A 25,943-nucleotide genomic window follows, 5' to 3' on the forward strand; every position below is an offset into this window, starting at 1 on the left:
CAATGGAACATTATATTAGTTTATTAATTCGCTCCGTTTTCATTGAAAATATGGCGCTAGCGTTCTTCTTAGGTATGTGTACTTTCTTAGCCGTGTCTAAGAAAGTGACTACTGCGATGGGCCTAGGTGTTGCAGTTATCGTGGTGTTAGCTATCTCGGTCCCTGCTAACCAAATTATTTATCAAGGTTTGCTTGCTCCTGGTGCTTTAGCTTGGGCTGGTATACCGGAAGCTGATTTAAGCTTCTTGAAGTTCATTACCTTCATCGGTGTGATTGCAGCGCTTGTACAAATTTTGGAAATGGCATTAGATAAATACTTTCCACCTTTATATAATGCATTGGGTATTTTCTTACCATTGATTACTGTTAACTGTGCAATTTTCGGTGCAGTATCATTTATGGTAGAGCGTGATTATAACCTAGGCGAAAGCGTAGTGTTTGGTATCGGCTCTGGTATCGGTTGGGCGTTAGCAATTGTATTGTTGGCGGGTATCCGTGAGAAAATGAAGTATTCTGATGTGCCAAATGGCTTACGTGGCTTAGGTATTACCTTTGTTACCGCAGGTCTTATGGCTTTGGGTTTCATGTCGTTCTCTGGTGTTTCTTTGTAAGAAATACTGAGACGAAGTATTAATTTGAACCTTTAAGGAATAAGTGAATGGGTATTCTTGAATCTACTCCAATAGATGTTTATCTAGGTGTGAGTATGTTTACTGTTATTGTACTAGTTTTGGTATTAGTGATTTTATTCGCTAAGTCGAAGCTGGTTGCTAGCGGTGATATCACCATTAGTATCAATGGTGATGCAGACAAGGCAATTAAAACAGGTGCCGGTGGTAAGCTACTGGGTGCCTTAGCCAACAATGGTATTTTCGTATCAAGTGCATGTGGTGGCGGTGGCTCATGTGGTCAATGTCGCGTGATGATTAAATCTGGTGGCGGTGATATTTTGCCAACAGAGCTTGATCACATTAGTAAAGGCGAAGCTCGCCAGGGTTGTCGTTTGTCATGTCAGGTCAACGTAAAAAGTGACATGGACATTGAATTAGACGAAGAAATCTTCGGCATTAAAAAATGGGAATGTGCAGTTATCTCTAACGATAACAAAGCCACTTTCATTAAAGAGCTTAAGCTTCAAATTCCTGATGGCGAAACAGTTCCATTCCGCGCCGGCGGTTATATTCAAATTGAAGCACCAGCTCATCATGTTAAATATGCTGAGTTTGAAGTGCCTGAAAAATATCGTGGTGACTGGGAGCATTTTGGCTTCTTCAAGCTAGAGTCAAAAGTCGACGAAGAAACCATTCGTGCATACTCAATGGCTAACTATCCAGAAGAGTTTGGTATTATTATGCTGAACGTGCGTATTGCTACTCCACCGCCACGTAATTTAACCTTGCCTTGTGGTAAAATGTCTTCGTATATTTGGAGCTTGAAAGAGGGTGATAAAGTCACTATTTCTGGTCCTTTTGGTGAGTTTTTCGCTAAAGATAGTGATGCAGAAATGGTATTTATTGGTGGTGGAGCAGGTATGGCGCCAATGCGTTCTCATATCTTCGACCAGCTTAAACGCTTAAACTCGAAACGTAAGATCAGTTTTTGGTACGGTGCGCGGTCTAAACGTGAAATGTTCTATGTAGAAGATTTTGACGGCCTTGCAGCTGAAAATGATAACTTCAAATGGCATGTTGCTTTGTCTGATCCTCAGGCAGAAGATAACTGGACTGGTTACACAGGTTTTATTCATAACGTACTGTATGAAAACTATCTGCGTGATCATGATGCGCCAGAAGATTGTGAGTTCTACATGTGTGGACCTCCAATGATGAACGCAGCAGTTATAGGCATGTTAAAAGATTTAGGTGTTGAAGATGAAAACATCTTATTAGATGACTTCGGCGGTTAATATCAATTAAGTTAAGGTGCTAAATTTAGCACCTTAATTTTTTATAGATTGCAGTATGCATTAGCTACTGCAATTTTTTGTTTTATGGGATAGTTCATTATGGCGACATCAATTAAATCATTCCTGCTCATCCTGATTGCTTGCACAATTACAGCCTGTACACAACCTGAGACAACCATTAAGTTGGAAGGGCGAACAATGGGCACTACATATCATATTACTTTGGTCACTAACGAGCATTTGCCACAAGCACAATTGTTACAAACAGAAATAGATATGGCCCTTGAGACCGTTAATAATCAAATGTCTACCTATCGTCCGAACTCAGAGTTATCTCGTTTTAATCAGTTACAAATTAGACAAGGTGTCGATGTCTCACCCGATACTCTTTTGGTTGTAAAAGAGGGGATCCGTTTGAACGAGATAACTGACGGTGCTTTAGATATTACTCTTGGACCGCTGGTTAACTTATGGGGATTTGGCCCAGACAAACGTCCTACATCTATTCCGACAGCTCAAGCCATAAGCGATGCTAAAGCAAAGACAGGGATCAATGAGTTAACTATTGAAGGCACCAAGCTAGTTAAACATAATGCCGATTTATATGTTGATCTATCCTCAATAGCTAAAGGCTTTGGTGTTGATAAAGTGGCATCTTTATTAGACAAGTATCAAATAGAAGGTTATTTAGTTGAAATTGGTGGCGAAATTAGTACCAAAGGGACTAAATATGACGGTACGCCTTGGCGTGTCGCAATTGAAAAGCCTGCAGAAGACGGGCAAGAAGTGCAGCAAGTAATAGAACTTGATACAATAGCGTTAGCAACATCAGGTGACTATCGCATTTATTATGAAGAGAACGGCGAACGTTTTACGCATTTAATTGATCCTCGCACAGGTTACCCGATTAAGCACAAATTAGCCTCAGCAACCGTACTACACAAAAGTTCAATGACAGCAGATGGTTATGCTACAGCAATGATGGTATTGGGTACTGAGGCATCATTAGCACTTGCCAAAGAGCAAAATTTAGCAATAATGCTGATTGAAAAGCAGGAACAAGGTTATCAGGTCTTTTATAGTGAGGCCTTTAAGCCTTATCTTGATTGATCCATCCATTAAACTGGAGTCCGAAATGAGCACATTTATTGCTGCGTTTGTGGTGTTATTAGTTTTTTTCTTATTGATGTCTATTGGCTATATCATTAAGAAAAAAGCAGTGGAAGGAAGTTGTGGTGGCTTAGGAGTGTTAGGCATCGAAAAAGCCTGTGACTGCGATGACCCCTGTGACAAACGTAAACGTCGAATGGCAGAAGAAGAACGCCTCGAGAAGTTAGCGCAAAACAGAATCATCTAACTTATTTGATTAGAGTTAATAAAGTTGTACATATAACAGCGCACAAAAAAGTGGGCTGTTTTTATATGATGACGCTGAAATTTATCGTCTTTAGCAGCATTTTTAGCTATCTGACTAGCAAGTCAGTAAAAGCTTAGGTAAGCTGTTGCCCATTATCTATGTAACATCCCTGTCGTATTACTTGTAGGTTTTAAAGTAAGTCATTCCAAACGATTATTATTGTGTCGATATTTTATCGGCACGGGATGCATTTGTTTTATGGAGATCACTTAACATGAATAAAGTTCCAATGACCGTTGTTGGTGCTGATCAATTACGCAAAGAATTAGACATCTTAAAGTTTGATCGACGCCCTAAAATTACAGAAGCAATTGCTTCGGCGCGTGAGCTTGGTGATTTAAAAGAAAATGCAGAATATCATGCAGCACGTGAAGATCAGGGTATATGTGAAGCCCGTATTCGTGATATTGAAGGCAAACTGTCTAATGTACAGATTATTGATGTCACTAAAATAGAGAATACTGGCAGAGTTATCTTTGGTACTACTGTCAGCATTCTCAATATCAATACCGATGCTGAAGTAACTTACCGCATAGTGGGTGATGATGAAGCAGATATCAAATTGAATTTGATATCTGTTAACTCCCCGATTGCTCGTGGACTTATTGGTAAAAACGAAGGTGACGAAGTCGGTATTGCCACTCCTGGTGGAATAACTGATTACGAAATTTTATCAGTTAAATATATTTAATTTTTACAAATAATAAAAAAACCACTGCCTTGGCAGTGGTTTTTTTATGTCAAATTGTTATAACTTAAATCAATGAATTGGTTGATTCATTGACAATAATTATTTTGCTTTTGGAATGGCAATTTTCATTTCTGCAGATTGACGGAAGATAACTAAAATATGACCGATAGTTTGCACTTTCGTTGACTGAGTTTCACGTACAATGGCGTCAACGATGGCATTTTTAAGTTCTCTATCAGAAGAGGCAACTTTTACTTTGATCAATTCATGATAACTAAGTGCGCTATCAATTTCAGCCAGAACACCTTCAGTCAAACCATTGGCACCAAGCATCACAACTGGCTTTAAATTGTGCGCCAAGCCTTTTAGATGCTGCTTTTGTTTGGTTGTTAAATTCATTTATACCAACTTTTACTGAGTTACTGTTGAAAAGCGGCTATTCTACCCTTATATAGTCTTTATGTAACTCTCAATCGTTGCGGAATTTCAATGTCAGCTAAAAAACGTACAGCCAGCTCAAATCGCTGGATGCTAGAACACTTTGATGATCATTATGTTAAATTGGCTCAAAAACGTGGAATGCGCTCGCGCGCAGCTTTTAAACTAGAAGAAATTCAGCAAAAAGATCACTTGATTAAGTCAGGTATGACTGTAGTAGACTTAGGTGCAGCTCCTGGAGGTTGGTCTCAAGTTGCGGTTAAGTTAGCTGGAGAAAGGGGTAAAGTAATCGCCTGTGATATTTTACCTATGGATCCCATTGTCGGAGTAGATTTCTTGCAAGGGGATTTCAGAGAAGAAAAAGTACTCGAAGCTTTGCTTGACCGTGTAGGTGAAGCTAAAGTGGATGTGGTATTATCAGATATGGCACCAAATATGAGCGGTGCAGATGTTGTTGATCAACCTAGAGCAATGTATTTAGTTGAATTGGCATTAGACATGTGTAGGCAAGTATTGGCTCCAAACGGCTGCTTTGCCGTCAAAGTCTTTCAGGGGGAGGGGTTTGACGATTATATGAAGTCGGTAAAACAAGTTTTCAAAGTAGTAAAAACCCGTAAACCAGACTCATCTAGGGCGCGCTCTAGAGAAGTCTATTTAGTGGCGACTGGTTACAAGTTGTAGTAGTCTAATATCCATTATCGCAAGACTGTAATAGAGGTCTAATAATTTGAGTGACATGGCAAAAAATTTAATACTCTGGGTCGTCATCGCTGTTGTGTTGATGTCAGTATTTCAGGGTTATTCCCCCACTTCTTCGAATTCGCAGAAGATGGACTATTCCGCTTTTCTTGATAATGTCCGAGATGGACAGATTAAAACTGTTGAGATTAAAAGCGATCAGCGAACTATTGAGGGAACAAAATCTTCAGGAGATAAGTTCACCACGATTATGCCTATGTATGACCAAGATTTAATAAATGATCTTGATCGCAGAGGTATTTCGATGAAAGGTCAAGAAGCTGAAGAGTCAGGCTTCTTAACTCAAATATTCATTTCATGGTTCCCAATGCTACTGCTTATCGGTGTGTGGATTTTCTTCATGCGTCAAATGCAAGGTGGTGGCGGTAAAGGTGCAATGTCGTTTGGTAAGAGTAAAGCCAAGCTGATGAGCGAAGACCAAATTAAGACCACTTTTGCTGATGTTGCAGGTTGTGATGAAGCAAAAGAAGAAGTTAAAGAGCTGGTTGATTATTTACGTGATCCAACCAAGTTTCAAAAGTTAGGCGGCCGTATTCCAACTGGTGTATTAATGGTTGGTCAACCTGGTACAGGTAAAACCCTGTTAGCTAAGGCTATTGCCGGTGAGTCTAAGGTGCCATTCTTTACTATATCAGGATCTGATTTTGTTGAGATGTTTGTTGGTGTTGGTGCCTCTCGTGTGCGTGACATGTTCGAACAAGCAAAAAAATCTTCTCCTTGTATCATTTTTATCGATGAAATCGATGCCGTAGGTCGCCAACGAGGTGCAGGTGTTGGTGGTGGTCATGATGAACGTGAACAAACCTTAAACCAAATGCTGGTTGAGATGGATGGTTTTGAAGGTAATGAAGGCGTCATTGTTATTGCTGCAACTAACCGCCCTGACGTTTTAGACTCTGCGTTACTTCGTCCAGGTCGTTTTGACAGACAAGTCGTGGTTGGATTACCTGATGTTCGTGGCCGTGAACAAATTTTAAAAGTACATATGCGCAAAGTGCCCTTGTCTGAAGATGTCAAAGCAAGCGTCATTGCCCGTGGTACACCTGGTTTTTCTGGAGCTGATCTCGCTAACTTAGTTAATGAAGCTGCTTTGTTTGCTGCGCGTGGTAATCGCCGCATGGTTAGCATGGAAGAGTTTGAACGGGCCAAAGATAAAATCATGATGGGCGCAGAACGCCGTTCTATGGTGATGTCAGAATCTGAAAAAGAAATGACAGCTTATCATGAAGCCGGTCACGCCATTGTGGGTTGTTTAGTGCCGGAGCATGATCCTGTGCATAAAGTCACTATTATCCCACGAGGTCGTGCATTAGGGGTGACCTTCTTCCTACCATTAGCAGATGCCGTTAGTCAAAGTCGTCTAAAACTAGAATCGCAAATTTCTGTCGCTTATGGTGGTCGATTAGCTGAAGAGTTAATTTATGGTAGTGATAAAGTGTCTACTGGAGCATCGCAAGATATTAAGTATGCAACTTCTATTGCACGTAATATGGTGACTCAGTGGGGATTTTCAGACAAATTAGGTCCTTTACTTTACGCTGAAGAAGACAATGAAGTGTTCTTAGGGCGTAGCATGGGCAAATCTAAAGCCATGTCTGCCGATACCGCTTCGCTTATTGATTCTGAAATCAAAGCATTTATTGATAAAAATTATCAACGAGCGCAAACAATGCTGACTGAAAATATGGATATTTTGCACTCCATGAAAGATGCATTGATGAAGTATGAAACCATTGATTCATTGCAAATTGATGACTTGATGAACCGTCGTGAAGTTCGTCAACCTGCTGACTGGCAAGTTGATGAATCTTCTGATGATAAAGGTGATGGCAAGCCTGAAGCAAAAGATGATGATAAAGTTGAAAATGCAATAACTGAGTCAGAAGACAATGCTAAAAAAGATGATTTAAAGCCTGATGAGTCACCCGTTAAGTAATTACGTGGTGTAAGTTAAACAAAGCCCCGTAAGGGGCTTTTTTGTTTCAGCTGATGGGTAATTATAGGTAACCGGTAATGTTTAAATTATCACATGGTAATAAGCTGTTAGATTTGGCTCAACCTGTTGTTATGGGCATTGTTAACGTAACACCAGATTCCTTTTCCGATGGCGGAGATTTCAATTTATTCGAAGATGCCTGCAAACATGTTGATTATATTATCGAGCAAGGCGCTAGCATTATCGATGTCGGTGGTGAATCGACCCGTCCAGGTGCCTCTGAGGTCACTGTTGAACAAGAACTTGCAAGAGTATTACCTCTAATCAAATATATTGCTGATAAACATGATGTTTGGATCTCAATTGATACCAGTAAGCCAGAGGTTATGCAGCAAGCTGTAGCAGCGGGTGCCAATTTAATAAATGATGTTAGAGCTTTACAGCTCCCTGGTGCAATTGAGATGGCAGCAGCTTTGAAAGTGCCAGTTTGTTTGATGCATATGCAAGGTCAGCCTCAAACAATGCAAGACTCACCAGAGTATCAAGATGTTATCTCTGAGGTAAGTGCTTTTTTTGAGCAACGGATTCTAGCTTGTGAGGCTGCAGGGATCACAAGAAGCAAGATAATATTAGATCCAGGCTTTGGCTTTGGTAAAACTTTAGCGCATAATTACCGCTTATTAGCGACATTGCCGCTGCTGCATCAATTTCACTTACCAATATTAATTGGTTTGTCTCGAAAAAGCATGATTGGTGATTTATTAGCAAGGCCAACGTCTGAGCGTTTGGCTGGCAGTCTTGCAGGCGCGTTAATTGCAGCACAGCAAGGAGCTCAAATTATACGTGTACATGACGTTCCCGAAACCGTCGATGTACTGAAAGTCATGGCGGCTACCATGGCGAATATTTAAGTTAGCCGTTCTCATGATAAATTAATTACAACAAACTGAGTGAATTCACTTAAGTGGGGATATGTGAAACAAAGACAATTTTTTGGAACTGATGGCATTCGTGGAAAGGTCGGTTCAGGCAAAATGACACCTGAGTTAGCATTAAAACTAGGCTGGGCAGCAGGACGAGTGCTTTCACGCAGTGGAACAAAAAAAGTAATTATTGGTAAAGACACCCGTATTTCAGGTTACTTATTTGAATCAGCACTCGAAGCGGGCTTATCTGCAGCAGGTTTGAATGTGTTACTGCTTGGGCCTATGCCGACGCCTGCGGTGGCATATTTAACCAGAACATTTAGAGCAGAAGCTGGTGTAGTGATCAGTGCATCGCATAATCCTTATTATGATAATGGAATTAAGTTTTTTTCAACTGATGGCAGTAAGCTAGATGATGCTATTGAGCTTGAAATTGAAGCTGAGCTTGAAAAGCCGTTAGTATGTGTTGAGTCACATTTGCTCGGTAAGGCACGTCGTATAGATGATGCTGCAGGTCGTTATATTGAATATTGTAAAGGGAATTTCCCTGCAGAGCACACCTTAACTGGACTGAAAATTGTAGTAGATTGTGCCCATGGTGCAACTTACCACATCGCACCGAGTGTATTTAGAGAGCTTGGTGCTGAAGTGGTTGCTATTGGTGATAAACCTGATGGGTTAAATATCAATGACAAAGTTGGCGCAACCGCGATGGCTAAAATTTGCGAAACCGTACTCGCTGAGAACGCAGATTTAGGTATCGCGTTAGATGGTGATGGCGATCGTATTATGATGGTTAATCGACATGGCGAAGTGATTGATGGTGACCAAATTTTATACATTTTAGCTGTCGATGCGCAAAAGCGTGGCGTATTAAAAGGTGGCGTTGTCGGTACTTTAATGTCAAATCTAGGACTTGACTTAGCGTTACAAGAGTTGAATATTCCTTTTGTTCGCTCTAATGTTGGCGACCGTTATGTTATGGAACTGTTGAAAAAGCATGAGTGGCGTATCGGCGGTGAAAATTCAGGTCATATTCTTAACTTAGATCATGGCACTACAGGCGACGGTATTATTGCAGGTATTTTAGTATTGGCCGCGATGCGTAGGCAGAATGCTTCCCTTGAGTCGCTTACCGAAGCGATGAAGATGCTACCGCAAGTTCTGGTTAATGTAAGATTTGAAGGCAGTAATAACCCACTTGATTCTGATGCAGTTAAATCGGCACAAGCCTATGTTGAGCAACAACTGGGTGCTCGAGGTCGAGTATTATTAAGAAAGTCTGGTACAGAACCGCTTATTCGCGTGATGGTTGAAGGCGATGAGCATGATCAAGTGCTAGCTTTTGCAAATAGAATTGCCGAAGCGGTAAAAATGTCCTGTTAGTCAGAAATAAATCATAAATATTTAATTATGCTGTTGCTGGTGTGAAAAGTAACCACTTCGACAGCTTATTGTAAATATTCATCTATTACCTATTGTAACTTGATAAGTGGTTCGCTATTATTCACGCCGCTTTCAAAGGAGACAGTGATGGCACTCAGACGTCCTATGGTAGCTGGCAACTGGAAAATGAATGGCAATTCGGCATTAGCCCAAGAGTTATTTAAAAAGTTTGCAGCAAAGCTCCAAAATGATTCAGCTGAAGTGGTTTTATGCCCGCCTTCAATTTATCTTGAAAGTGTTAGGCTACTGCTTGAGTCAAACAAGCAAACCCTAGATGGGGCACTTGTTAGAATGGGCGCGCAAAATCTTAGTCAACATGACTTCGGCGCGTATACCGGCGAAATATCCGGGCAGATGCTAAAAGATTCAGGATGTCGATACGTAATTATCGGTCACTCCGAACGTCGCCGTATGTACGGTGAAACGAGTAATATAGTGGCAGAAAAGTTTGCCGCAGCTCAAAAACATGGTTTGACACCTATATTATGTGTAGGGGAGTCAGGTCCAGCACGAGAAGCAAGACGTACTTTTGAAGTTATTGCCGAAGAGTTGGATATCGTCATTGAGAAAAATGGCACTATGGCTTTTGACAATGCGATTATCGCCTACGAACCTTTATGGGCTGTAGGTACAGGTAAGAGCGCAACTCCAGAGCAGGCACAAGAAGTTCATGCGTTTATTCGCAGTCGCCTCTCTGAAGTATCTCCATTTATTGGAGAAAATATCAGAATTTTATACGGTGGAAGTGTCACGCCAAGTAATGCGGCAGATATTTTTGCCCAACCTGATGTTGATGGTGGATTGATTGGCGGAGCTAGCTTAAATTCGTCCGAATTCCTAAGTTTATGTTCCATAGCAATGAGCGCATAATAATATGTACGAAGTACTTATAGTTGTTTACATGGTGGTAGCAATTGGCCTAGTAGGTTTAATTCTTATTCAGCAAGGTAAAGGCGCCGATATGGGCGCATCATTTGGAGCCGGAGCGTCTGGTACGTTATTTGGTTCTAGCGGTTCAGGTAACTTTCTGACTCGCAGCACAGCAGTTTTAGCTATCGCATTTTTTGCTTTAAGCTTAGTAATTGGTAATCTTAGTGCCAATCACAGTAAAGCTGAAGATAATTGGAGCGATATAGGTCCAGCCACTGAGCAAATCATTGATGAAGCGCCAGTAGTTGAACAACAATCAGAAGATAAAATCCCTGATTAAAGTACCAAATTAGCCGAGGTGGTGGAATTGGTAGACGCGCAGCCTTGAGGTGGCTGTGTCTTAACGGACGTGCGGGTTCAAGTCCCGCTCTCGGCACCAGTTAAAAATTGTTCAGTTAGCCTTGTATTACTGAATAGTTATTGCAAGATTAGACGTAAGTCAATATACTTGCATGCAGTTGACGCGGGATGGAGCAGTTTGGTAGCTCGTCGGGCTCATAACCCGAAGGTCGTCGGTTCAAATCCGGCTCCCGCAACCAGCTCCCTGTTATTGGATACTTCGATAACAGATACAGGTTCTATAGCAAAATAGCCTCGTATTTACGGGGTTTTTTGTTATATGGACTTTTGATTTTCCGTGATTTTAAGGCGGATTATACAGGGGCTTTTGCCCTTTTTTTGTTTTTTGGGGGTCATTTTTGGCAACATTAGAATCAAGACTGGTAGACATGTTAACAGTACCAGTTGAAGCACTTGGTTTTAAGCTTTGGGGCATTGAATATGTCCAAGCTGGTAAACACTCAATAGTACGCATATTTATAGATCATGAAAATGGCATCCATATTGAAAACTGTGCCGAAGTGAGCCGACAAGTGGGTGCGGTACTTGATGTTGAAGACCCTATCTCTACAGAATTTACCCTTGAAGTATCTTCTCCGGGTGTAGATAGACCTTTATTTACTGCTCAGCAATATGCAGCCTATGTAGGCGAAGATGCAAAAGTACAATTGACTATGCCGGTTGCGGGTAGTCGAAATTTAAAAGGCGCCATTGCTAAAGTTGACGGGCAAATGCTCACAATCACAGTAGATGGAAAAGACTTGGTTGTTGCTTTGGATAATATCCGCAAAGGCAACATCATCGCAAAATTTTAATAGTTTCAGGTTAAGAACGAGGCTAGACCAAATGAATAAAGAGATCCTGCTAGTAGCAGAAGCGGTTTCAAATGAGAAAGCGGTTCCGCGTGAGAAAATTTTTGAAGCGTTAGAAACTGCCCTTGCAACAGCAACCAAGAAAAAATACGAAGGTGATATTGAAGTTCGTGTTGCTATCGATCGCAAAACCGGACACTACGACACTTTCCGTCGTTGGATGGTTATCGATGATAAAGGTGAGCCGTTAGAAAACCCATATAGCGAAATTACCCTTGAAGCTGCACGCTATGAGAACCCTGAACTTCAACCTGGCGATTATGTCGAGGATGAAATTGATTCAGTGGTATTTGACCGTATTACTACACAAACCGCAAAACAGGTTATCGTACAAAAAGTACGTGAAGCTGAGCGTGCTCAAGTAGTTGAACAGTTTATTGAGCGTGAAGGCGAGATTGTTACTGGTGTTGTTAAGAAAAGCACCCGTGAAAACGTGGTTGTTGATTTAGGTAATAACGCCGATGGCGTGATATTTAAAGAAGACTTAATCAGCCGTGAATCTTTTCGTCCAGGTGACCGCGTTCGCGCATTGCTTTATGCGGTTCGTCCAGAAGCACGTGGAGCGCAGCTATTTTTAACCCGCAGCAAGCCAGAAATGCTCATTGAGCTTTTCCGTGTTGAAGTGCCTGAAATTTATGACGAGTTGATTGAAGTTATGGGTGCTGCCCGTGAGCCAGGTGCTCGCGCTAAGATAGCCGTAAAATCAAACGATAAACGCATAGATCCAATAGGTGCTTGTGTTGGTATGCGTGGTGCACGTGTTCAAGCTGTATCAAATGAGTTATGTGGTGAACGTGTAGATATCGTGTTGTGGGATGATAATCCTGCTCAATATGTTATCAATGCGATGGCACCTGCTGATGTTGCTTCAATTATTGTTGACGAGGATAACCATTCAATGGATATCGCCGTTGAAGCTGACAGTCTGGCACAAGCAATTGGTCGTAACGGCCAAAACGTACGTTTAGCGACTCAACTAACTGGTTGGGAATTAAACGTAATGACAGTAGAAGACATGAATAAGAAACACCAAGCGGAAAGCGCGAAAGTGGTTGAATTATTTATGGCTACTTTAGAAGTAGACGAAGATTTTGCAACAGTTCTAGCGGAAGAAGGTTTCACTTCATTAGAAGAGATCGCTTACGTACCAGAAGCAGAATTACTTAATATTAACGGATTTGACGAAGATATCGTGGCTTCTTTGCGTGAACGCGCCAAAGCAGCGATTTCTACGCGTGCATTAGCTTCAGAAGAAGCATTAGATGGTGCACATCCAAGTGAAGACTTATTAGCGCTTGACGGTTTAGAAAGACATCTTGCCTTTGTATTAGCAAGTAAAGGTGTTGTTACATTAGAAGACCTTGCTGAGCAAGGTATCGATGATTTAATCGAAATAGAAGAATTGACAGAAGAAAAAGCAGGTGAGCTCATCATGGCAGCCCGCAATATCTGTTGGTTTGGCGAAGAAGCATAAGTCGATCAACAGGGGGATTTATTTGATGGCAGATACAAGTTTAGAAAAATTAGCTCAAGAAGTGGGCAAAACGGTTGATCGTTTAGTTGAACAATTTAACGAAGCCGGCATTACAAAGACAAAAGCTGATACTGTTTCTGAAAATGAGAAACAACAGTTATTAGATTTTTTGAAGAAGCAACATGGTGGCGAATCTGCACCAACCAAAATGACATTGCAACGTAAAACCGTATCTACGTTAAGTGTGTCGGGTTCTGGTGGTCAGTCAAAGGACGTTAAAGTTGAAGTGCGTAAAAAACGTACTTTCGTTAAACGTGATGATGCCGATGTCGCTAAACTAGCTGCTGAAGAACAAGCTAAAGCTGAAGAAGCAAAGCTTAAAGCGGCCGCAGATGAAAAAGCCAAAGTTGAAGCAAAGGCTAAAGCTGACGCAGATGCCAAAGCTAAAGTGGCTAAAGAAGCAGAAGCGAAAGCGAAAGCTGCCAAAGCGCCAAAAGCTGAACCTAAAGCTGATAAGCCTTTAGATCCAGCTGCTCAAGCAGCAAAGGAAGAAGCTGAACGTATTAAAGCGACGCAAGAAAAAGTGTTAACCCAAAAGCAAATAGAAGAAGCTGACAAAGCTGCTGAAAAGGCGCGTAAATTGGCTGAAGAAAACTCTAAGCGTTGGGCTGACGAAGAGCGTTTACGCCTGGAAGCGGAAAAAAATGGCGATCACCATGTAACGACATCTAAAGTAGCTCGTGCTGCGGAAGATAGTTCTGACATGGATGATGAAAAACGTGGTCGTCGTGCTCGCAATAAGAACACCAGCAAGAAACGCGGTGGTAAAGATGCCCGTGACGGTCGTGAAAGACATATGCGTCGCAATACTGCTCCACAGTCTATGGCTCATGGCTTTAATAAGCCGGTTGCTGCAGTGACTCGTGATGTGCGTATTGGCGAAACAGTGACTGTTTCTGAATTAGCTCATTTGATGGCAGTTAAAGCAACTGAAATCATCAAGCAAATGATGAAAATGGGCACTATGGTTACTATTAATCAAGTGCTTGACCAAGAAACAGCACAAATGGTTGCTGAAGAAATGGGTCATAAAGTGGTTCTACTTCGCGAAAACGAGCTAGAGCACCAAGTACTTCAAGACCGTGATGATAACGTTAAGTTAGAAACACGTGCGCCAGTTGTGACCATCATGGGTCACGTTGACCACGGTAAAACATCGTTACTCGATTACATTCGTCGTGCAAAAGTTGCTGCTGGCGAAGCCGGTGGTATTACCCAGCATATTGGTGCTTACCATGTTGAAACTGAGAACGGTATGATTACCTTCTTAGATACTCCTGGCCATGCTGCGTTTACCTCTATGCGTGCCCGCGGTGCTAAAGCGACCGATATCGTTGTGTTAGTTGTTGCTGCTGATGATGGTGTAATGCCACAAACAATCGAAGCTATCCAACATGCTAAAGCCGGTAACGTGCCATTAATCGTTGCTATTAACAAGATGGATAAGCCAGATGCTGATCCTGAACGTGTTAAGAGTGAGCTGTCTCAACATGGCGTAATGTCAGATGATTGGGGTGGAGACAACATGTTCGTTAACCTTTCAGCTAAGACAGGTGATGGTGTTGATGAACTGTTAGAAGGCATTTTACTTCAATCTGAAGTGTTAGAGCTTAAAGCTGTTCGTGACACTATGGCTGCGGGTGTAGTCATTGAGTCCAAGCTTGATAAAGGCCGTGGACCTGTTGCAACAGTACTTGTTCAAGAAGGCACTTTACGCCAAGGTGATATCGTTCTTTGTGGTTTAGAGTACGGTAAAATCCGCGCGATGAAAGATGAAAACGGTAATCCTATTACTGAAGCAGGTCCTTCAATTCCAGTAGAGATTTTAGGTCTATCTGGTGTGCCATTGGCCGGTGATGAAGCCACTGTTGTTCGTGATGAACGTAAAGCTCGTGAAGTTGCACTTTACCGTCAAGGTAAGTTCCGCGATGTTAAGCTTGCTCGTCAGCAGAAGTCTAAACTTGAAAACATGTTTGCTAACATGGAAGAAGGTGAAGTTCAGGAATTGAATATCGTCCTTAAAGCAGACGTTCAAGGTTCTCTGGAAGCTATTTGTGACTCATTAATTGGTCTATCTACAGCTGAAGTGAAAGTTAACATCATCGCTCGTGGCGTAGGTGCATTAACTGAAACCGATGCAACATTGGCAGCGGCTTCTAACGCTATCATGGTTGGCTTTAACGTTCGTGCTGATGCACAGGCACGTAAGACAATTGAAGCTGAAAGTGTTGATTTACGTTATTACAGCATCATCTATAACTTAATTGATGAAGTACGTGCTGCAATGACTGGTATGTTAGCGCCTGAATTCAAGCAAGTGATCATTGGTCTTGCTGAAGTGCGTGATGTATTTAAGTCTCCTAAGTTAGGCGCTATTGCTGGCTGTATGGTTACTGAAGGTATTGTTAAGCGCAGCGCACCAATTCGTGTTCTACGTGACAACGTGGTGATCTACGAAGGTGAGCTAGAGTCTCTACGCCGCTTTAAAGATGATGCCGCTGAAGTTCGTAATGGAATGGAATGTGGTATCGGGGTTAAGAATTACAATGATGTTCGCGTAGGCGACCAAATCGAAGTATTCGAAATCGTCGAAGTAGCTAGAACGCTATAACATGTGAAAGGGCGGCATTAGCCGCCCTTTTTGATTTAATGGCTTAAGTGGGTTAATAGTCATGGCAAAAGAATTTAGTCGTACTCGTCGCATCGCTCAGCAGCTTCAACAAGAGCTGGCTATGGTGCTCCAACGTGATATGAAAGATCCTCGTATCGGTTTCGTCACAGTTAATGATGTTGAAGTTTCACGTGATTTAAGTTACGCCAGGGTATTTGTGACTTTCTTCGAAGAAGACATTAAGTTAGTTGAAGAAAAAATAGCGGCGTTAACCGCTGCTGCACCTTATATCCGTACATTAATCGCAGGGCGGATGAAACTTAGAGTTATGCCTGAGCTGCGTTTTATGTACGATAGTTCATTAGTCGAAGGTATGCGCATGTCTAACCTTGTTAGCCAAGTGATTACTAAAGACAAGCAAAAACAGCAAGACAGTGGTCGTGTTGATGAAATTGACCAAGACGATACCCAGGAGAAAGATTAATGGCGCGTCGTCAAAAAGGTCGTTTTATTGATGGCATCGTTTTACTCGATAAAGGTACGGGCATTAGCTCTAATCATGCCCTTCAACGAGTAAAACGTTTTTTTAATGCCAATAAAGCTGGACATACCGGTGCGCTAGATCCGCTAGCAACGGGTATGCTACCTGTTTGTTTAGGCGAGGCAACTAAGTTTTCTCAACATCTTCTAGATGCTGATAAACGCTATACAGTGATTGCTAAGCTAGGGCAGCGAACAGATACCAGTGACTCAGATGGCGAAGTGGTTCAAGAGCGAGACATTAATTTTACTGAAGATCAACTGCAACAAGCATTAGCGCATTTTCGTGGTGATACTATGCAAGTGCCTTCAATGTATTCTGCATTAAAGCATCAAGGTAAGCCGCTTTATAAATATGCTCGAGAGGGTATTGAAGTCCCACGTGAAGCAAGACCGATTACGGTTTTTGAATTGAACTTTTTGGGACTAGAAGGTGACGAGCTAACACTTGATATTCACTGTTCCAAAGGCACTTACATTCGCACTATTATTGATGATCTTGGTGAAATGCTAGGCTGTGGTGCGCATGTTATTATGTTGCGTCGCACACAAGTTGCCAATTATCCTTACGATAAGATGGTAACCTTAGAACAGTTAGCGGCGATGATTGATTCTGCGACTGAGCAAGAGATTTCTCCTTTTGAAGCGTTAGATTCACTATTACTGCCGATGGATACAGCGGTAGCTAATTTCACTGAAATAAATTTACCGCAAGATATGTTGTATTATGTTATGCAGGGCCAAGCAATACACGCATCCGGATTAAAACCCGACGAATTAGTGCGCATCACCATTGGTGAAGAGCATAAATTTGTCGGCGTGGGGTCGATGAATGATGATGGTTTACTCGCACCTAAGCGTCTAATTGTTATTCGCGAAGCTGAAGCAGCTAATACTATAAGTTGATGCAAGTTTATTATTGCTTAAATTGGGCAAACTAATTATTTATATTGCTCTAGTCATTAATTTTCGGTAAAATGTCGCGCTTCCTTTAGCTGAGTTAGTGATCGGCTAAAGATTATTTATTATATTTTGGAGATACACATGTCACTAAGTGCTGAAACTAAAGCAAAAATTTTAGCGGACTTCGGTCGTTGCGAAAACGATTCTGGTTCTACTGAAGTACAGGTTGCTTTATTAACTGCTCAAATTAACCACCTTCAAGGTCACTTTAAAACGCATATTCACGACCACCACTCACGTCGTGGCTTGTTACGTATGGTTAGTGCTCGTCGTAAGCTTTCTGCTTATTTAAAGCGTACCGACGTAGCTCGTTATACTGTTATGATCCAGAAGTTAGGTTTACGTCGTTAATACGACTTTAACTTACTTTGGTAAGTTGAAACCGTAAAAAGGAGGCTTAGCCTCCTTTTTTATTGTTTTAAATTTGATGATTTCTAAAGTTGTAATATTTGAGCGCTTTGAGTGGCAATATACTTTTGTTCAAACTCTTCTAATGGTAACGGTTTACTGAAGAAAAAACCTTGTCCGATAGGGCAATTGTTTTCTCTAAGCCAGTCAAGTTGTTCCTCATTTTCAATGCCTTCAGCGACAATCGATAGGTTTAATTGGCGACCTAGCATCAAAATAGTTGACGCTATAGCGCTGTCTGCCGGAAGGTCGCTTACAAAAGCGCGATCTATCTTCATCGTGGTTATGGGTAAGTGTCGTAAATAAGATAATGAGGAATATCCGGTACCAAAATCGTCAACTGCTATACCAAAGCCTGCTGACTTTAGCTGCTCGAGTTTGGCGATGGCTTGTTCAATATCATTCATCAATGATGTTTCGGTTATTTCTATTTCAAGCAAATCTGGACGAATTTGATAACGTAAAGCAAGTTGTTTGATGTCAGGCACCAAACTGGAGTCGGCAAATTGTTGTGAGGCGACATTAACAGCAATAGGTATTGCGTAGTTATACTTTTTTTGCCAGTCTCTCAGTATTTTACAGCTTTGTTCAATGACCCATCTGCCTATTGGAATAATAATACCAGTCTCTTCAGCGACAGGGATAAAGGACATTGGGCTGATGAGTCTGCCATCTTTTTGCCAACGAATTAATGCTTCACAACCAATAACCTTATTAGTGTTAATGTCGAACTTGGGTTGAAAATGAAGTAGAAATTCATTGTTTTTAAGTGCATCGTGCAAAGAGGCTTCGGTACGAAGTCTTACCGCTGCACGCTCAGTCATTTGTTCTTTAAAAAACGCCCATTGATTCGAACCTGCAGCTTTAGCGCTGTACATGGCGATATCGGCATGGCGTATTAGATCCTCTGCACTGTCACCATCATCAGGGTAGATGGAAATGCCGATAGAGGCTGCTGGGTGGATGGTGTGTTCATTTAACTGTAGCGGCGCATTAAGCTGTATTAGCAGTTTATCAACAAAGTCTGCCGCCTGATCTGGGCTTTGGATATCATCGGCTAATACGACAAATTCATCCCCACCTAGACGAGCCACGCTACCTTTATCACCAACAACGCGCTCTAGAATACGGGCGATACGTGCTAGGAATTGATCACCTAATGCATGGCCTAGCGAATCATTAACATTTTTAAAGCGATCTAAATCGATAAACAGCAGTGCAAAGTTACGCTTGTGCACACGCGAGCGTTGAATGGTAACATTGAGTGTTTCTAGTAATAAGGTCCGATTCGGTAGTCCTGTGAGTGGATCTCGGGTGGCCATTTTACGAAGCTTATTTTGAGTTTGGCTAAATTGCAGTAAAATTTGATTAAATTTACTAGCCACTAATCCTAACTCGTCATCCTTATGAGCTTTCGAAATTGGCAATAAGTTTTCACCGGGTGAGTCAGGGTCTATTTTATCTATGGCTTCACTTATTCTCGCGATAGGTTGAGTTAAGAATCGGTGAAAAACGACGCTGAGTACTAAGGTGAGTAATAATGCACGGGCCAGTGTCGCAATAAAGCTCAGTTGAAGTTGGTCAAACAGGTGTGTAGTTAACTTTTGAGTATCATAAAATATCGTTAAACTACCAATTAGCTGTTGCTTCTTACTGCCTTCAAAATAGAATGGGCGGTATAAGGGGCGTGATATCTCCTTTAGATCACCAAATAAACGGTTACTCAATGAGATGTAATTTTCTGAAAAGTCCTCACCTTCATTTACCACACTGACAAATAGTGAGCCATCATCAAGCTCAAGTACCGCAGAGCCTACATTATCGACTTTAATGATACCCTCTAAGGTTTGCTGAGCTAATTTATCATCTAATGCCCAGATGGCATTCGTGGTTGTTTGCTCAACAGAGTTAAGTAGTTCTTGCTGCGAGCCGGATAGTTGTTGTTTAGTCGTAACAACAACTAGGGCTATTTCAACCACAAAAACAGCTATTGCAAAAAACAACGCCGTAAATACGACAAGATTAGTTTGTTTCCAAGTTAGTGATTTAAATCTTGAGGTCATTATTAATTCCGTGTCTTGTAAGACCAGTATTGTTATTCGTCTTTATTATTAGTTTTTGTCTATTATTTTAAGAGTTCTGTGACAAAAAGTTCGTTTTATGTGATTGGTAACAACTTGATTCATTGAATAGAATCTATCCATTACACTAAAAGTAACTGTAGTAAAATTAGTGCTACTTGTCACTCATATTTATACGATTATCGCCTAACACAGGTGATTTAAGTTTACGCTAGAAAAAATAATGAAATTATTTGCCAAGTTTGAAGTACTTTATTTATCAGTAAATAGGGAAGTTTTTTAGAATCTAGAGTAAATTTTTATACCTAGATAAGAAGTGACTATTTAACTATTGATTCTATTTGAAGTATACTCACGCAGGTAATTTAAAGGTCATTAATTAAGGAATGGGTCACGTGAATCCAATTGTAAAGAGTTTTGAGTATGGTCAACATACAGTCACCTTAGAAACGGGTGTTATTGCACGTCAAGCTGATGCTGCTGTTTTAGCAAGCATGGGCGATACCACAGTGTTAGTTACTGTAGTCGGTAAAAAAGTTGCTGATTTAAGCCGCGATTTTTTCCCACTTACTGTTAACTACCAAGAAAAAACCTATGCTGCGGGTAAAATCCCTGGTGGTTTCTTCAAGCGTGAAGGTCGTCCGTCAGAAGATGAAACTCTGATTGCCCGTCTTATCGACCGTCCAATTCGTCCTTTATTTCCTAACGGTTTTAAAAACGAAGTTCAAGTTATCATTACTGTAGTTTCTGTTGACCCACAGATTGAGCCAGACATTGTATCAATGATTGGTACCTCAGCAGCTTTAGCTATTTCTGGTATTCCATTCAGTGGCCCTTTAGGTGCTGCTCGCGTTGGATATATCAACGGCGAATATGTGCTTAACCCAAGTGTTGATCAGCTAGCTACTAGCGACCTTAATTTGGTTGTTGCTGGTACACAAAGTGCTGTATTAATGGTTGAGTCAGAAGCGAAATCGCTTGCTGAAGAAATCATGTTAGGCGCTGTGACTTATGGTCACGATCAACAACAAGTGGTTGTGAATGCGATTAGCGAATTTAAAGCTGAAGCAGGCAAGCCAACATGGGATTGGACTGCGCCAGTTCAAGATCAAGATTTAGTTGCAAAAATCAAAGAACTTGCAGAAGCAGGTTTGACTGATGCGTATCAAATTGAAGTTAAGCAAGATCGTTATGCTCAAGTTGGCGTGGTTAAGTCAGCGGCAAAAGCAGCATTAGTTGCGCAAAATGCCGATGTAGATACCCGTGAAGTTGATAACTTACTTGCGAGTCTTGAGAAGAAAGTTGTTCGCGGTCGTATTATCAGTGGCAAGCCACGTATCGATGGTCGTGAACCAGACATGATCCGCGCATTAAGCGTGTTAGCCGGTGTACTTCCACGTACTCACGGTAGCTCACTGTTTACCCGTGGTGAAACTCAAGCGTTAGTGACTTGTACTTTAGGTACAGAACGTGATGCGCAGAAGATTGATAGCATCATGGGCGAACGTACTAATCGCTTTATGCTTCATTACAACTTCCCTCCATACTGTGTTGGTGAAACTGGTATGGTTGGCTCACCTAAGCGCCGCGAAATCGGTCATGGTAAGTTAGCATGGCGTGGTATGAAGGCCGTTATGCCTTCTGCTGAAGAATTCCCGTACAGCATTCGTGTTGTATCTGAAATCACTGAATCTAACGGTTCAAGCTCTATGGCTTCAGTATGTGGTACGTCATTAGCATTAATGGATGCTGGTGTTCCAATTAAAGCATCTGTTGCGGGTATTGCTATGGGTCTAGTTAAAGAAGGCGATGATTTCGTTATTCTTTCTGACATTTTAGGCGATGAAGATCATTTAGGTGACATGGACTTTAAAGTAGCCGGTACCCGTGATGGTATTACTGCACTTCAGATGGATATCAAGATTGAAGGTATCACAAAAGAAATCATGGATATCGCATTACAACAGGCTTATGGCGCTCGCGTTCATATCCTAAACGTAATGGATCAAGCCATTGGTGGACACCGTGATGATATCTCTGCTCATGCACCGCGTATCACAACTATCAAGATCAATCCTGAGAAAATCCGTGACGTTATCGGTAAAGGCGGCGCGGTTATTCGTGCACTTACCGAAGAGACTGGCACAACGATTGAACTTGATGACGACGGTACAGTGAAGATTGCTTCATCGAACGGCGAAGCAACTAAAGAAGCGATTCGTCGTATTGAAGAAATTACCGCTGAAGTTGAAGTTGGCCGTATTTATAATGGTAAAGTTATCCGTATCGTTGATTTCGGTGCGTTTGTTAACATACTTCCTGGCAAAGATGGCTTAGTGCATATTTCGCAAATCAGTGATGAGCGCGTAGCAAATGTATCAGACCACTTAGAAATGAACCAAGAAGTTGCTGTTAAAGTAATGGAAGTGGATCGTCAAGGTCGCGTACGTTTATCAATTAAAGAAGCACAAACTAAAGAAGCTGCTGAATAAGCGACTATTTTAAGTATAAAAATTGAGTGTTATAAAAGGGAGGCCAATTGGTCTCCTTTTTTTTAGTTTTTTTGACAATTAAATCAAATAGCAAATAGCACTAACCCCGCTAGGTTGTTATCATGCTGATTATTAATGAACCTGATCAAAGGTAAAGTAGATGGAATTTAAATTACGCACCTCGTTTGTTGCCATTGTAGCAGGCGTTAGCTTGTTGCTTACCGGTTGTGCTGCTACTTCGGGTTCAAATGGAGATGTTGCCATAGGGCAAATTATCGTCGCCCCAGTTATGCCAGATTATAAATTAGAAGTGACTTTGGCCAAGTTGAATGAAATTTTGGCTAGTATGGAACTGACCAATGATCAGCGTGCACGTTTTCATTACGATCGCGGTGTTATTTACGACAGTGTTGGATTACGCCTACTTGGGCGTATTGATTTTCACCAGGCACTTAAGTTACAACCAAATTTAGCTGATGCTTATAACTTCTTAGGAATTTACTATACCCAAGAAGGTGAATTTGAAAGTGCATATGAAGCTTTTGATGGCGTATTAGAACTTGCGCCAGAGTACGACTATGCCTTCCTTAATCGCGGTATCGCTTTATTCTATGGTGAACGCTACGAGCTTGCAGTAAAAGATATGCAGACTTTCTATCAACGTGATCCAAATGATGGTTATCGCTCTTTATGGCTATACCTCATGTCATCACAAATTGATGCAGAGGCTGCACTAGTTACGTTAGGTACTCAGCGTGGGCAACTTGAAGATAAAGCATGGTCAAGTGTATTAGTCGACTATTACTTAGGTAAACTAACGAAGAAACAATTATTTTCAGCCGCTAAAGTAGGTTTAAATCAACCTAAAGAATATGCAGAGCGTTTATGCGAAGCGTACTTTTATTTAGGCAAACGGGCAGAAGAGTTAGGGCTGTTCCAAGAAGCGGCTAATTATTACCGTTTAACCCTGGCAACTAATATTTATGATTTTGTTGAACATAGGTATGCCCGAATTGAGCTTGCAAAGATAAAACACATCCTAGAACAGCCTCCTCAGTCCTAAAAGGCGCTTTGCCTAGCCAAGCTTACTGATAGGCGCTATAATTTGCGCCTTTTTTAGTATCAAGTGCAAAGGTTACCATGTCAGGCATAAATGTTGAGGTCGATAAACGTCGAACCTTCGCCATCATTTCCCACCCGGATGCGGGTAAGACAACAATTACTGAAAAAGTATTGTTATTCGGTCAAGCAATTCAAGTCGCGGGCACGGTTAAAGGCCGAGGCTCTAAGCAGCATGCTAAGTCGGACTGGATGGAGATGGAGCAAGAGCGTGGTATTTCTATTACTACCTCTGTAATGCAATTCCCTTATAAAGAATGCCTGGTCAATTTACTTGATACACCTGGTCATGAAGACTTCTCAGAAGATACTTATCGCACTTTAACCGCTGTTGACTCTTGCCTTATGGTAATTGATGCCGCTAAAGGTGTTGAAGATCGTACCCGTAAACTAATGGAAGTGACTCGTTTGCGCGATACTCCCATTATTACTTTCATGAATAAATGCGACCGTGATATTCGCGATCCTATGGAAGTGATGGATGAAGTTGAACAAGAGTTAAAAATAGCCTGTGCGCCTATTACTTGGCCAATTGGTTGCGGTAAGTCATTTAAAGGTGTTTATCATATTCATCGTGAAGAGGCGATTTTATATAAATCAGGCCTCGGTCATATGATCCAAGAAGTGCGTATTGTAAAAGGGATTGATAACCCAGAGCTTGATGAGGCCATTGGCAGTGAGTTAGCCGAGCAATTACGTGATGAGCTTGAGTTAGTTGTTGGTGCCTCTCATGAGTTTGATTTAGAGGCATTTTTAAAAGGAAAGTTATCGCCAGTATACTTTGGTACCGCACTAGGTAACTTTGGCGTTGATCATATGCTAGATGGTTTGCTTGAGTGGGCGCCTAAGCCACAACCTCGCAATACTGAAGTGCGTGAAGTTAGCGCAAAAGATGAAAGCTTCAGTGGTTTTATCTTTAAAATTCAGGCTAATATGGATCCAAAGCATCGTGACCGAGTCGCCTTTATGCGCGTAGTGTCAGGTAAATATGAAAAGGGCATGAAATTACACCATGTTCGTATTGGTAAAGATGTGCGCATTTCAGATGCATTAACCTTTGTTGCTGGTGATCGTGAACAAGTAGAAGAAGCCTACCCAGGTGATATTATCGGCTTGCACAATCACGGCACTATTCAAATTGGTGATACCTTTACTCAAGGTGAGAAGCTTAAATTTACCGGCATTCCAAACTTTGCACCGGAAATGTTCCGTCGTATTCGTTTAAAAGACCCATTAAAGCAAAAGCAGCTTTTAAAAGGTTTGGTGCAGCTTTCTGAAGAAGGTGCAGTGCAAGTCTTTAGACCAATAGACTCCAATGACTTAATTGTTGGTGCGGTTGGTGTGCTGCAGTTTGAAGTGGTTGTCGGACGTTTAAAGAGTGAATATAACGTTGAAGCTATTTATGAAGGTATTAGTGTCTCTACAGCGCGTTGGGTTTATTGTAAAGATGAGCGAAAGCTTGAAGAATTCCGCCGTAAATGTAGTCCAAACCTTGCGTTAGATGGTGGTGATAATTTAACTTATATTGCGCCGACAAGGGTTAACCTTAATTTATCAATGGAACGCTATCCTGAAGTTGAGTTTGCGAAAACACGCGAAAACTAATCTATTTTAGGCTAGGCTATGGTTGAAGTTAAAAAGGCAGTAGTTACTGCCTTTTTTATTGCCTGTTTTTAGAGTTGATTCTATGTCCTTATCTATATTTGATACACACGCACATCTTGATTTTGAAGCGTTTGATCACGACCGTGATGAATTGTTCAACCGCATGAAAAACAAAAATATCAGCAAAGTACTCATACCGGGTGTAAGCCCTGAACTGTGGTTAAAACAACTGGCAGTCGCTCAGCAATATCAATGTTATTTCGCATTAGGGATCCATCCCTGGTATCTTCCTGCGAACATTGATATCGCGCTTATAGAGCTAGAGCAGCAAATTATTCTAAATCAAACTAACCCATTATTTGTTGCTATTGGTGAGTGCGGCTTAGACAAACTACGTCCAGATTTTGAGCGGCAACAAGCGTTATGTGAACAGCAATTACAGCTAGCAAAAAAGTACCAACTTCCCGTAATTCTGCATGTGGTAAAATGCCATGCTTTGTTAATTGAGTTGTTAGCAAAAGCAGCGTTGACAAAAGGTGGCGTTATACACGGTTTTTATGGCAGTGTTGAGGTCGCAAAACAATATCAAAAGTTAGGTTTTAAATTAGGCATTGGCGGTTTGATATTAAATCCTGCAGCACAAAAACTGCATAAAGTGGTAGCAGAATTACCCTTAGAATTATTTGTCATTGAGACAGATTCACCGAGTATGGCGCCTGTAAGTCAGCTTGATAAACGCAATACACCGCTCATTTTACCGCTGATTATTGAAAAAATAGCTTTTTTGCGTGAAATTTCAACTGTTCCTATATTAGAACAGCTTAATAGAAATTCTTTGCAACTATTTGAGCTTTAGCTACTTTTTTTGAAACGATGACCGTTTACTACAATTGTCTCGCGTAAATATCTGAAACTAAACTTTAAAAGTTT

23 protein-coding genes and 2 tRNA genes are annotated in these 25,943 nt (G+C 41.3%); 23 read left to right on the forward strand and 2 right to left on the reverse strand.

Annotation, left to right across the window (positions count from 1 at the left end; all coding sequences use genetic code 11):
• The first annotated feature begins 2 nt into the window (after positions 1-2).
• The 5 genes from nqrE to greA all read left to right on the forward strand — a co-directional run bounded on the left by nqrE (position 3) and on the right by greA (position 4,014).
• Positions 3-611 carry an NADH:ubiquinone reductase (Na(+)-transporting) subunit E gene (gene nqrE / locus FJ709_RS04665; protein ID WP_226413892.1) on the forward strand — a complete coding sequence of 203 codons (609 nt, stop codon included), beginning with the start codon at positions 3-5 and terminating at the stop codon, positions 609-611.
• A 47-nt stretch (positions 612-658) separates the two neighbouring features.
• A complete protein-coding gene (gene nqrF / locus FJ709_RS04670; protein WP_226413894.1) occupies positions 659-1,906 on the forward strand; it encodes an NADH:ubiquinone reductase (Na(+)-transporting) subunit F in 1,248 nt (415 codons plus the stop codon).
• A gap of 96 nt (positions 1,907-2,002) precedes the next feature.
• The gene (locus FJ709_RS04675) at positions 2,003-3,016 is read left to right on the forward strand and encodes an FAD:protein FMN transferase (RefSeq protein WP_404830043.1); all 1,014 of its coding nucleotides are present in this window, start codon (positions 2,003-2,005) and stop codon (positions 3,014-3,016) included.
• A 25-nt stretch (positions 3,017-3,041) separates the two neighbouring features.
• Positions 3,042-3,263 (forward strand): (Na+)-NQR maturation NqrM, encoded by a 222-nt coding sequence (gene nqrM / locus FJ709_RS04680; protein WP_226413896.1) that lies wholly within the window; start codon positions 3,042-3,044, stop codon positions 3,261-3,263.
• A gap of 274 nt (positions 3,264-3,537) precedes the next feature.
• Positions 3,538-4,014 carry a transcription elongation factor GreA gene (gene greA / locus FJ709_RS04685; RefSeq protein WP_226413898.1) on the forward strand — a complete coding sequence of 159 codons (477 nt, stop codon included), beginning with the start codon at positions 3,538-3,540 and terminating at the stop codon, positions 4,012-4,014.
• A 99-nt stretch (positions 4,015-4,113) separates the two neighbouring features.
• Here the strand turns inward: greA and yhbY are convergent, their stop codons facing one another.
• Complete coding sequence (gene yhbY / locus FJ709_RS04690; RefSeq protein WP_226413900.1) at positions 4,114-4,413, reverse strand: ribosome assembly RNA-binding protein YhbY; 300 nt, start codon at positions 4,411-4,413, stop codon at positions 4,114-4,116.
• A 90-nt stretch (positions 4,414-4,503) separates the two neighbouring features.
• Here yhbY and rlmE point away from each other — a divergent pair, with 90 nt between their 5' ends.
• From rlmE to rpsO, 14 genes are all read left to right on the forward strand, one after another.
• A complete protein-coding gene (rlmE, locus tag FJ709_RS04695) occupies positions 4,504-5,133 on the forward strand; it encodes a 23S rRNA (uridine(2552)-2'-O)-methyltransferase RlmE (protein ID WP_226413902.1) in 630 nt (209 codons plus the stop codon).
• A 46-nt stretch (positions 5,134-5,179) separates the two neighbouring features.
• Entirely contained in the window at positions 5,180-7,147 is a 1,968-nt protein-coding gene (ftsH, locus tag FJ709_RS04700) for an ATP-dependent zinc metalloprotease FtsH (protein ID WP_226413904.1), read from the forward strand.
• Between the two features lie 77 nt (positions 7,148-7,224).
• Positions 7,225-8,058, forward strand: a complete 834-nt coding sequence (gene folP, locus FJ709_RS04705; RefSeq protein WP_226413906.1) for a dihydropteroate synthase — start codon at positions 7,225-7,227, stop codon at positions 8,056-8,058.
• Positions 8,059-8,121: 63 nt separating this feature from the next.
• Positions 8,122-9,459, forward strand: coding sequence for a phosphoglucosamine mutase (glmM, locus tag FJ709_RS04710; protein ID WP_226413908.1), 1,338 nt, complete (start codon positions 8,122-8,124; stop codon positions 9,457-9,459).
• Positions 9,460-9,606: 147 nt separating this feature from the next.
• A complete protein-coding gene (gene tpiA / locus FJ709_RS04715; RefSeq protein ID WP_226413910.1) occupies positions 9,607-10,389 on the forward strand; it encodes a triose-phosphate isomerase in 783 nt (260 codons plus the stop codon).
• A 4-nt stretch (positions 10,390-10,393) separates the two neighbouring features.
• A complete protein-coding gene (secG, locus tag FJ709_RS04720) occupies positions 10,394-10,729 on the forward strand; it encodes a preprotein translocase subunit SecG (protein ID WP_226413912.1) in 336 nt (111 codons plus the stop codon).
• A gap of 12 nt (positions 10,730-10,741) precedes the next feature.
• A tRNA-Leu gene (locus FJ709_RS04725) sits at positions 10,742-10,828 on the forward strand.
• 83 nt (positions 10,829-10,911) lie between these two features.
• Positions 10,912-10,988: transfer RNA gene (locus tag FJ709_RS04730), tRNA-Met, on the forward strand.
• A 159-nt stretch (positions 10,989-11,147) separates the two neighbouring features.
• Positions 11,148-11,603 carry a ribosome maturation factor RimP gene (gene rimP, locus FJ709_RS04735; protein WP_226413914.1) on the forward strand — a complete coding sequence of 152 codons (456 nt, stop codon included), beginning with the start codon at positions 11,148-11,150 and terminating at the stop codon, positions 11,601-11,603.
• 31 nt (positions 11,604-11,634) lie between these two features.
• Complete coding sequence (nusA, locus tag FJ709_RS04740) at positions 11,635-13,134, forward strand: transcription termination factor NusA (RefSeq protein ID WP_226413916.1); 1,500 nt, start codon at positions 11,635-11,637, stop codon at positions 13,132-13,134.
• 25 nt (positions 13,135-13,159) lie between these two features.
• Positions 13,160-15,805, forward strand: a complete 2,646-nt coding sequence (infB, locus tag FJ709_RS04745) for a translation initiation factor IF-2 (RefSeq protein ID WP_226413918.1) — start codon at positions 13,160-13,162, stop codon at positions 15,803-15,805.
• A gap of 61 nt (positions 15,806-15,866) precedes the next feature.
• Complete coding sequence (rbfA, locus tag FJ709_RS04750) at positions 15,867-16,289, forward strand: 30S ribosome-binding factor RbfA (protein WP_226413920.1); 423 nt, start codon at positions 15,867-15,869, stop codon at positions 16,287-16,289.
• Entirely contained in the window at positions 16,289-17,251 is a 963-nt protein-coding gene (gene truB / locus FJ709_RS04755; protein WP_226413922.1) for a tRNA pseudouridine(55) synthase TruB, read from the forward strand. The genes rbfA and truB overlap by 1 nt, the downstream gene beginning before the upstream one ends.
• A 138-nt stretch (positions 17,252-17,389) precedes the next feature.
• Positions 17,390-17,659, forward strand: a complete 270-nt coding sequence (gene rpsO, locus FJ709_RS04760; protein ID WP_226413924.1) for a 30S ribosomal protein S15 — start codon at positions 17,390-17,392, stop codon at positions 17,657-17,659.
• A gap of 83 nt (positions 17,660-17,742) precedes the next feature.
• Here the strand turns inward: rpsO and FJ709_RS04765 are convergent, their stop codons facing one another.
• Complete coding sequence (locus FJ709_RS04765) at positions 17,743-19,779, reverse strand: putative bifunctional diguanylate cyclase/phosphodiesterase (protein WP_226413926.1); 2,037 nt, start codon at positions 19,777-19,779, stop codon at positions 17,743-17,745.
• A 413-nt stretch (positions 19,780-20,192) separates the two neighbouring features.
• Between FJ709_RS04765 and pnp the strand changes: the two genes are divergently transcribed.
• The 4 genes from pnp (at position 20,193) to FJ709_RS04785 (ending at position 25,869) form a co-directional block, all read left to right on the forward strand.
• Positions 20,193-22,289: a polyribonucleotide nucleotidyltransferase gene (pnp, locus tag FJ709_RS04770; RefSeq protein WP_226413928.1), complete on the forward strand. Its 2,097-nt coding sequence runs from the start codon at positions 20,193-20,195 to the stop codon at positions 22,287-22,289.
• 160 nt (positions 22,290-22,449) lie between these two features.
• The gene (nlpI, locus tag FJ709_RS04775; RefSeq protein WP_226413930.1) at positions 22,450-23,352 is read left to right on the forward strand and encodes a lipoprotein NlpI; all 903 of its coding nucleotides are present in this window, start codon (positions 22,450-22,452) and stop codon (positions 23,350-23,352) included.
• A gap of 77 nt (positions 23,353-23,429) precedes the next feature.
• Entirely contained in the window at positions 23,430-25,013 is a 1,584-nt protein-coding gene (gene prfC, locus FJ709_RS04780) for a peptide chain release factor 3 (RefSeq protein WP_226413932.1), read from the forward strand.
• Positions 25,014-25,107: 94 nt separating this feature from the next.
• Positions 25,108-25,869: a TatD family hydrolase gene (locus tag FJ709_RS04785; protein WP_226415854.1), complete on the forward strand. Its 762-nt coding sequence runs from the start codon at positions 25,108-25,110 to the stop codon at positions 25,867-25,869.
• Positions 25,870-25,943: the final 74 nt, after the last annotated feature.

Origin of the sequence: Shewanella glacialimarina, from assembly GCF_020511155.1 — a bacterium.
GTDB lineage: Bacteria > Pseudomonadota > Gammaproteobacteria > Enterobacterales > Shewanellaceae > Shewanella > Shewanella glacialimarina.